The following is an 861-nucleotide window of genomic DNA, read 5'->3' on the forward strand; positions in this document are numbered from 1 at the left end:
CTAGGTAGTGTGGACAAAGTGGATTCCCAAATCACCAGATGACTGATTCAAGGCTGCTCTTTGCGGAGAGTGGCGTTGGTTCGTGGTTTGATGTCGGACGAGGAATGGGCGTTCTTCGAGCCGTTCGTTGTCGAGAAGGGGCCGAGACGGGGGCGGCGTCCTCGTGATCACCGACGGGTGCTGGACGGAGTGTTCTGGATCGCTCGGACAGGCACGGCCTGGCGTGACCTGCACAGCCATTTCGGCGAGTGGAACTCGGTCTATCGGCAGTTCCGGCGCTGGACGCTGGCGGGGACCTGGGAGGTGATGCTGGAGGCGCTGAACGAGGCCGGCGCAGGGCATGGCAGCGTCCAGATGATCGATTCCACCATCATCCGCGCCCATCAGCACGCCGCCGGCGCGCTAAAAAAGGGGATGAGGACCAGGGTCTTGGCCGCTCTCGCGGTGGCTTCTCGACCAAGATCCATCTCCGCAGCAACGCTTTGGGCCTCCCTGTTGCGGTCACGCTGAGCGGCGGTCAGGTCTCCGATGTGAAGGGCTATGCGCCGGTCATGGACGAACCCGGCCCACAGCCTCGCGTGCTGCTCGCCGACAAGGGATACGACGCCGACTTCATCCTGGCCGACCTTGACGCCAGGGATGTCGTCGCCGTCATTCCCGCAAGGCGGAACCGCAAGGTTCAGCCCGTCATCGACGGTCATATCTACGCCCTGAGGAACCTCGTTGAGCGCTGCTTCTCAAGGCTCAAACACAGCCGCCGACTGGCGACCCGATACGACAAGACCGCCGACAGCTTCCTCGGTTTCGTCCTCGTCGCTTCAATCCGCCTGTGGGTCAGGCACTTTGTCCACACCACCTAGC

1 pseudogene is annotated in these 861 nt (G+C 62.7%); it reads left to right on the forward strand.

From position 1 onward, the window contains the following. Window positions 1–90 precede the first annotated feature (90 nt). Window positions 91–860, forward strand: a pseudogene (locus tag KZX42_RS17155) (IS5 family transposase). Window position 861: the final 1 nt, after the last annotated feature.

It is taken from the genome of Brevundimonas sp. EYE_349 (genome assembly GCF_023147505.1).
Lineage (GTDB): Bacteria > Pseudomonadota > Alphaproteobacteria > Caulobacterales > Caulobacteraceae > Brevundimonas.